The sequence below is a fragment of the Myroides odoratus genome, assembly GCF_965118575.1.
Lineage (GTDB): Bacteria > Bacteroidota > Bacteroidia > Flavobacteriales > Flavobacteriaceae > Flavobacterium > Flavobacterium odoratum_B.
The window spans coordinates 1-8,684 of sequence record NZ_CBCPHW010000036.1; the positions used below are offsets into that span (position 1 = coordinate 1).

An 8,684-nucleotide genomic window follows, 5' to 3' on the forward strand; every position below is an offset into this window, starting at 1 on the left:
TAGGAGTTATACTGATTCTCAAATTATCAATAGCCTAAGTAAACAAGACAATATTTTTATGTTAGATCAGTTTACTCTGTCTGATAAGCAAGTGCTATTAATTGAGATAAATGATAAGAATGGAGTGAGAAGTCAAGTTCTAAAGGTTAAAAGTTCGGATATTTTAAAATCAAAAAGAATAGATTACTTAAAGTTTTAATTAAACAAGAGAGTCCTTTAAAGGACTCTCTTGTTTAATCTTTATATTGAATCATAAGCACTCAAAAGTATTGGATACACAATTTAAATCTTACTAAACTAAGAAAAACAGTGACTTCAGATAATAATCATTAATAGTATCAGTATCTTTTATATATTTAAGACCGATAATTAACCCTAATTTTTATAAAATATAGATTGTCATAAATGAAAGATAAGTCAGTAGCTGCTTTATTAGCTTTTTTCTTAGGTTCCTTAGGAATACATAAGTTTTATCTAAATCGACCTGTTCAAGGTGTTTTTTATCTCTTATTTTGTTGGACTTATATACCAGGGATATTAGGAGTTTTTGAAGCTATTAGATATATTCTAATGTCTTCGGATAAGTTTACTCTAAAGTATAATCCTACTTATTATAATAACAATCCTTCTAGTGTTTTAAATAGCAATCTTGCTAATTCATCTAATGTGATTAATCCAAAATATAACAAAAGTAATATCTTAATGCCTAACCAAGTTGTGAAGAGTTCTAGTTTAATTAGTGAAAATTTTGTTCAACAAAAAGTTAATGTCCCTTATTGGGGACTTAGTTATGTTTACTCATATAATGATATCAAGACAGCAAATAGTGATATCAGAAATTTTTATAATCAGTTTAAAGATAGTTTTTTAAATCAGAATTATATCCCTTTGGCTGAGAATGAAGTAAACTATGCTTTTGTACTTCTATTTGATTTTGAAAGAGACTTTATAAATACCAATGATTATGAGAAGTTAAGATCTAATTATAATATCCTTGTCAAACATTACCCTAAAACTAGAATTTATTGTGAACGGAAATTACAACAATATAAAAACCTTAAGAACTCTAGTACTTCAGAGGTTATTGTGACTAAAAGCGTACCTATTCAAAAAGTAAGTAAAGAAAAAGTAGATTTGGTTCCACATTGGAACAGTGGGTATATCTATTCAACTAACGCGATTGGTTTTGCTAGAAAAGAAATACAAGACTTTTATTTAAAGTTTAAGCAAGACTTTAAAAGTAAATCATATGTAAAGTTAGAGCAATATAATTTAGGGTATGCTTTTACTTTGATGTTTGATTTAGAACAGGAACATCAAGAAGATAAAGACTACTTGAAATTAGAATCATATTACTGTGTACTTGATGAGTTGTACCCAAAAGTACGTAGATACACTACAAGTATATTAAAGAAATATAATTCAAATTCGTTATCAAATAACTATGGAGATTTAATCCAAAACAATTCTTACGATAGTTATACCAATTATAATGAACAGGATTATTATGTAGGGAACACCATTAAGAAAAAACATGATTTAACACCAAAGCAGGTTAGATATTTAAATAGAATAGGTTTCTACCATGAAACGGTCTTTAATCAAGCTGAGTTTTGTTTTAATCAACAAGGGCTGGTATATTGTAGAATAATAGATGTTTTAGAAAAGTATTGTAAAAAGAATGATACAACATTATCTGCTAGAATTGATGAAGTAGCAGTTCTACTAAAAAAGCATGATTCAAATCCATACTATGCTCAGTATTACGAAGGGGCGAGTTTAAAATCCTATAAACAAGATGTATTTAGGTACTTTTTTAAACTTACAGAGAATAAAGTTCGTGAATTTTATAATCACAAACGCAAGTTAAATGTAGATGCTATACACACAAAATCTGAGATAGTTGAGCTATTTGAAGATTTGCAAAGAGTGTTTGAGGAAGCATTGGAAAAGGAGATTTTGTTATGTGAACCTGCAAATCTAGAATCGGAACTTGTTTTAAATAAACAAAATACAACAAGATGGAAAATTGCATTTGAGCAAATTGTAAAAAACATTCAAAATACAGTAGAGTTTAAAAAAGAGATAGATCAGTTAGCTGAGTTTAATAAGTATAATCCTTCCATAGAAAATATCTATTTTGATGCTAGTAAGCACATTGCAAAGCAGGATCAATTATTAGCTTTAGAATATTATTTAAGATACATCCAAGCAGATTTAGATTCTGTGACTATAAATAATAAACCATTAAATAAAACCACACTTAAAGTATTATTTAAAAATCAGCAGCAATTAGATCAATTCAATGTTATTTTGGATAATTTTTTAAAAACAAAGGATTTTGAGCGTGCATTAAAAGAGCTTCAAAGTATTTATGAAGTTAAGCGAAAAGAGATTAAACTTGATTTTGAAAAGATAAGTGATGTAAAAAAGCAACTAAATGAAACTGTTGAACTTTTAAATGAATATTTAGAAGATGAGGATGTAGAATCAGAGTTAGATACTTCGTTATTAGAACAATTGGCAACAAAACCAAAACAAGAAAATCTGTTTAATGAGGATTTAGAATATACTGCATATGAAATAGAACTTTTACAAATGATTCAAAATTTTAATAATGAAATTACACGAGAATTAGTAGAAGAGTTTGCAAGTGAAAATGGAGTGTTTGTAGATTCATTAATTAACAATATTAATGAAAAGACCTATGAACTTATTGATGACAATTTAATCGAAGAACAAGAAGATACTTATACAATTGAAGAACAATATTATCAAAATATACTAAAATAATGACAACTAATATCAAGCCAAAAGAAGCAACAGCTATTATTAATTCTCTTATTGGAGGTGTAGTACCTAAGATAGGAGTTTCTCATATTGCAGTAGGAAGAAATGAAGAAGTAAATGCCTTTATTAGCGCTTTAGAAGATGTTAAGAATGGCCATAGTATAATGAAGTTTTGGATAGGGGATTTTGGATCAGGAAAATCTTTTATGCTTCATTTATTAAATACAGTAGCATTAAAGCAAAAATTCGTAATTGCTAATGCAGATTTTACTCCAGAGAATCGATTATATAGCAATGATGGTAAAGCAGTACTTCTTTATTCTGCTATTATGAATAACCTAGCTATTCAAACTAAACCTGAAGGAGGAGCACTCCCTATTTTATTGCAAAAGTGGATTGAGAGTGTTTTAATGAAAGTTTCTAAGGATAATCAGATTCCACTTACTGAGATTACACAAGAGCAAAATCTTCCACTTGTTGAAACACAAATTATGACTACCATTAATGAACTTTCTGATGTAGGAGCATTTGATTTTGGATCTGTAATTATGAAGTATTATCAAGGATATATACAGAATGATGAAAACCTAAAAAAATATGCACTGAAATGGTTGAAAGGGGAGTATAAGACTAAAACGGAGTCAAGATCAGAATTGGGTATTAGAGAAATTATTGACGATCATAATTACTACGATATGCTTAAAAACTTCTGTAAGTTATTTACAAGTATTGGGTATAGTGGACTTATGATAAACTTAGATGAAGCAATTAATCTCTATAAAATTCAAAATTCAGGTACAAGAGAAAAGAACTATGAAAAAATACTAACAATCTATAATGATTGTTTACAAGGTAAGGTAGAAAACTTATTCTTTAATATCGCAGGAACAAAAGACTTTTTAGAAAATGAAAGAAGAGGTCTTTTTAGTTATAATGCTTTAAAAACTAGACTTCAAACCAATAGATTTGAAACTCAAGAAATTCGTGATTTTGCCCAACCTGTGATTAAACTTAGACCACTTAATCACAATGAGATTTACGTACTATTGAAAAACCTTCAAACTATTTTTAATCAGAATTATCAAATCGAATCTCAGGTTGATGATCAAGATATTAAAAACTTTATGGAGGAGATTTACAATAAACCAGGAGCACAAGAATTCTTGACTCCAAGACAAGTTACACGTGATTTTTTAAACATATTGAATCTATTAAGACAGAACCCGACGTTAAACAAGGACTCTTTGTTTAAAGAAGTTAATGTTTTAGATGAACGCCAAGATATGGATTTATCGTATTTAGATACGATAGAAGAATTATAAAATGTATGAACAGTTACAGACTACTTTCAGAGCCCATTAGAAAATATATTGCAGAGCAGAACTGGTCTGAATTACGTCCTATTCAAGATGCTGCAATACAAAGAATATTGACAACAACGGATAATTATATTTTATCAGCAAAAACAGCTTCAGGTAAAACTGAAGCTGCTTTTTTGCCTATTTTAACGGACGTTGATTTTTCTGAAAGTGGAGTACAAGTCCTATATGTTTCTCCTTTAATTGCTCTTATTAACGATCAATTTAAGCGTATTGAAGAGCTTTGTGAACATTTAGATATCATGATTACCAAGTGGCATGGCGAGGCTAGTCAATCAGCTAAAAAGAAGCTTATTAAAAACCCAAATGGAATTGTTTTAATAACTCCAGAATCTTTAGAAGCTATGTTTTGTAATCGATCACACGAGATACCACATCTTTTTAGCAATTTAAAATATGTTGTAATAGATGAGATACATTATTTTGATGGTACAAATAGGGGAGTCCAATTAAATTCATTGCTATATAGAATCCAGAAAAGGGCAAATGCCAATTTCAGATTAATTGGTCTTTCTGCTACAATAGGCGATTTAGAATCAATCAAAAAATTTGGTGGACGTCCATTAGAAACGAAGGTGTTAAAAGATTCTTCAAGTAAACCAACACGTGTTTCTTTTAAATATTTTGAAAATAAAGGGGGAAATAACTATAATCTTGATTTGATTAAAGATTTATTTAAAGAGGTTTATAATAATAAGGTTTTAATATTTCCTAATAGTCGAGGTAAGGTTGAAGAAATTACACATTATCTTTTAAAGATCAGTAAACAAGGGAATTTACATACCAATTTCTTTGCTCATCATTCTTCAGTCGATAAATCACTTCGAGAATACATTGAGAATTTTGCCAAAACAAATACTTATTCACCATTTTCAATTTGTTGTACCTCTACTTTAGAATTAGGTATTGATATCGGTTCAGTTGACAAAGTTGTTCAAATTGATTCCACATTTAATATTGCTTCGTTAGTTCAAAGAATTGGAAGAAGTGGTAGAAAAGACGGACAAGAAAGTAAAGTAGTTCTGTATAATACAAATAGCTGGTTTTTATTACAAAGTATTGCTATTTGGGAGCTATATCTACAAGGGGTCATAGATAGTAAAACGAATGCTGTATATCCATTTGATATTTTAGTTCATCAAGTACTTTCTGTAATTAAAAGTAGAAATGGAATTACTCAAAATGAGTTGATAAACTATTTTGAACAAAATTATTCTTTTGAGCATGTTACAGCTATTCAAATAGAACAGACTATACAATCGTTATTGGAAAAGCAAATTATTGAACAGACAGGCCAAGAATTATTGATAAGCCTTGATGGAGAATACATCGTTAATTCAAAAGACTTTTATAGCGTTTTCGAGAGTGAACAAATGTATAAAGTAATTCATCAAAATATTGTTATTGGTGAACTTCCTTTAAATCCTATGCTTAGTGAAGAGAGTAAGTTCTTATTAGCATCAAGAGTATGGAAAGTAATACTCATTGAAAATGATAGTAAGAAGATTATAGTCCAACCTGCTAATTCAGGAGATAAGCCTACTTTTTATGGAGGACCTGTAGATATTAGTCATATCATAAAAGAGAAGATGCTAGAGATTTTGATTAGCAAACAAGAATTTGATTATTTAGATCAAGCATCATTAGATGCCTTAAAGATACTTAGAGATGAGTTTGCTGTCTATAAACTAGTAAACTATAAAATAGATCGACCACTAAAACACGATGTGAATAAAACTGAGCTATACACCTTTGCTTCATCAAAGATAAATAGAACAATTTGTTTATTTCTTGATTTTAACGGAATCAAAAATGATTATAACGATTTAGAAAACAGTATAATATTAAAGTTAACAACAGCTCAAGATTTACATAGATTATTTTCTAAGTTTAATATTGACTCAAAAGAGATTAATTCATATTTAAAGCAAGTTATAGAGGAAAACCCGAATATTATAGACTTTAGTAAATGGGGAAAATACTTACCCATTAATCAGCAAGTTAGTTTGCTTGAAGATGCTTATTATTCTGTAGAAGAAACATTGCAATTTTTGAATAATATAGAATTGAAGGAAAATATTTTATAGTTATGAATTTAGAAGAACTTTATAATTATCTTGAAGATGATAAGTATTTTAATCTAGTATTGAATAATAAGAAAGTTAGTCTTTTAATAGGCTTTATAGATTCAATTACTGATAAAGATTTAAAAGATATGTATGTAATTGAAGAAATTACTCTTTTACTGAAATACGATCAAGATAAAGGTGACTTTCAATTATCATGGGGATTATCATGGGTAGAGACACTAAATGATAAGCAAAAAATCTATTTAGAAAGTCGAATTAAAAAAGTAGAAAACCCTATTTATGTGTTCAACTATTGCTATATATATTTTTTGTTGAATAACAAGAATAGAAAATTCTTAAATAGAGGAATTGATAATTATTTGATATTTGTAAATAAGTTGAGTGACGAGTATATTAATTTAAATGAAGATGAAAAAGTATATTTATATAAACATTTTTTAGGATTGATATATGTTTCACAAAATTTTAAAATAAAACAAGAGGAAGTAAATAATTTACTTAGAACTAAATTAGTAAAGCTATCTATACGCGATTTCTGTAGAATTGTAAATGAGATTATCAAAAATAAAAAAATTAAAGTAGAAGTAAAAAGAGATATTTATGATCATTTGTGTTTAATTTATGATAACCAATTTGAATTAATTAAAGATAATGAATTGAAGTTCTTTTTTTTAGAAGTATTAACGAATTTGTATAAAAAGATCTTTAATAAAGAAGACAAAAGGTTACTGAGTGTATGGGGAAAATTATTAATGGAAGAAGAAGGGAATAATCCATTTCATAAAAATATACTTTTAGAACAAGCTTTACATATTTCGAAAAGAGCCAGTAATAAGCAATTACAGAATAATGCTTTTGTCAAGTTACAAGCAAACAAAAACGATATAAAGCTTCCATTGCATATATCTAAATTAGAATTAGAAGGTAAGATTAAAGAAATGTATGATTATATTTCAAATAGAATTAAGGAAGTTGTTGATTCTAAGGATTCCGAGGTTATTTTGCAGTTTTTAGTACAGGATGATAACTTTTTAATTCCAAAAGCAACAAAAGCAAATATAAATGAAATACAAACTCCTTTTATGAGGTTTATTACTATGAAAAAGTTTGATATAAATATGAATGTAGTTAGTGATAATGCTAAAGGAATTACTATCTACAAGCATATGATTAATAGTTTTAGTATCCCGTTTATTCATGAAGTTTTTAGTGAATCAATTAAAGATAATGTACTTAATTATGACTCGTATATAAATTTTTTAACTAAAGATAAGTGGTTGGGAAATGTTGAGGAATTAATTGAAAAAAGAATAATCCAGAATAATTGGATTGAATTACTCAAACCATCTTTATCTCTTTTTTTTGAAACATATAAAGATGACATTGAAAGTGGAACAAATTCCATAAATAAATATATATTAGTGTTAGATTCTCTAGTGTTAAAGTTTGAAGGGCTTTTTAGAGATTTTCTTAAGTTGGTAGAAGGACATGCCATGATCATTAATAATACAATGGAGCATAAAGAGAATGTTTCTTTTATTGATTTTTTTGAAAAGGATATTATCAAAGAGAAAATTAGTGATGATAATATCTATTATTTTAAGTTTCTGTTTACTAAAGAAGGATTAGATTTAAGAAATAACATTGCACATGCTTTCTATGATTTTAAACATTATAATTCCTATCATATAATGCTTCTTCTTATTGCAATATTAAGGTTAGGTAATTATAAAATGACAATAAGTGAAAGTGAGGAAAATAGTTAATACTGATAGATTATTATAATAAGTAAACAATCAAGAAATAGTAAAATGTTAAATACTTTAGGGTTTCAGTAATTTTCATAAATTCATTATATTAATTAACCCTACTTTGTTTAATTTTAGTGATTTAATAACTATATCATATAAACAATGAATGCTTCAAATATAATTTCAATATTATCATTATTATTTTCAATATTGGCTATAATATTTTCTATTTTTATTTACATAAATGATCAAAAAAGAAATAATCAGGATCAATTATTTCAAGAGAAATTAAATTCTTATAAAGAATTAATGGGTATTGCGAAAAACACATATTCAAAATTATTTGATGTAGTTGATTATGTTCAATATTTTAATGGAGACCCAAAGGAATGGGAGAAAAGATATCAAAAATTCTCAGGGGTTTATTATGGATTAGCATTCGAATTTAAATATTGTCTCTCTAAAAATTCTTTTATATTACAAGAACAAATATTTTTGAAACTAAAAGCATTAGAATTATCTCTAATACATTTTGTTACATCTTCTTCTCATCAAGATAGTGAGATTTCATTTGAAGCTTATGAAGATATAGGTCTTCAAATAGAAGAGATTGAAGAGTTGATTAAACTAGACTTAAATATTAATAATTTAAATCATGGATTAAAACAAAGGAT

At 27.2% G+C, this 8,684-nt stretch carries 6 protein-coding genes; all 6 read left to right on the forward strand.

All coding sequences use genetic code 11. The features are described 5' to 3' along the window. Window positions 1-199 (forward strand): DUF4138 domain-containing protein (locus ACMHJ2_RS17525; RefSeq protein WP_413514151.1); only part of this gene is annotated, 199 nt, incomplete at its 5' end. A 206-nt stretch (window positions 200-405) separates the two neighbouring features. Further along, window positions 406-2,793 (forward strand): tellurite resistance TerB C-terminal domain-containing protein, encoded by a 2,388-nt coding sequence (locus ACMHJ2_RS17530; protein ID WP_413514152.1) that lies wholly within the window; start codon window positions 406-408, stop codon window positions 2,791-2,793. Then, window positions 2,793-4,112 carry an ATP-binding protein gene (locus ACMHJ2_RS17535; protein ID WP_286419482.1) on the forward strand — a complete coding sequence of 440 codons (1,320 nt, stop codon included), beginning with the start codon at window positions 2,793-2,795 and terminating at the stop codon, window positions 4,110-4,112. The genes ACMHJ2_RS17530 and ACMHJ2_RS17535 overlap by 1 nt, the downstream gene beginning before the upstream one ends. Window positions 4,113-4,117: 5 nt before the next feature. Then, window positions 4,118-6,256 carry a DEAD/DEAH box helicase gene (locus ACMHJ2_RS17540; RefSeq protein WP_413514153.1) on the forward strand — a complete coding sequence of 713 codons (2,139 nt, stop codon included), beginning with the start codon at window positions 4,118-4,120 and terminating at the stop codon, window positions 6,254-6,256. A 2-nt stretch (window positions 6,257-6,258) separates the two neighbouring features. After that, a complete protein-coding gene (locus ACMHJ2_RS17545; RefSeq protein ID WP_413514154.1) occupies window positions 6,259-8,025 on the forward strand; it encodes a DUF4209 domain-containing protein in 1,767 nt (588 codons plus the stop codon). A 147-nt stretch (window positions 8,026-8,172) separates the two neighbouring features. Further along, the coding region (locus ACMHJ2_RS17550; protein WP_413514155.1) for a hypothetical protein at window positions 8,173-8,684 on the forward strand (512 nt) is incomplete at its 3' end.

What these genes read in the sequence shown, in the direction of transcription:
- ACMHJ2_RS17530 (WP_413514152.1), top strand. Translation starts at nt 406, where the DNA reads ATGAAAGATAAGTCAGTAGCTGCTTTATTAGCTTTTTTCTTAGGTTCC.
- ACMHJ2_RS17535 (WP_286419482.1), top strand. Translation starts at nt 2,793, where the DNA reads ATGACAACTAATATCAAGCCAAAAGAAGCAACAGCTATTATTAATTCT.
- ACMHJ2_RS17540 (WP_413514153.1), top strand. Translation starts at nt 4,118, where the DNA reads ATGAACAGTTACAGACTACTTTCAGAGCCCATTAGAAAATATATTGCA.
- ACMHJ2_RS17545 (WP_413514154.1), top strand. Translation starts at nt 6,259, where the DNA reads ATGAATTTAGAAGAACTTTATAATTATCTTGAAGATGATAAGTATTTT.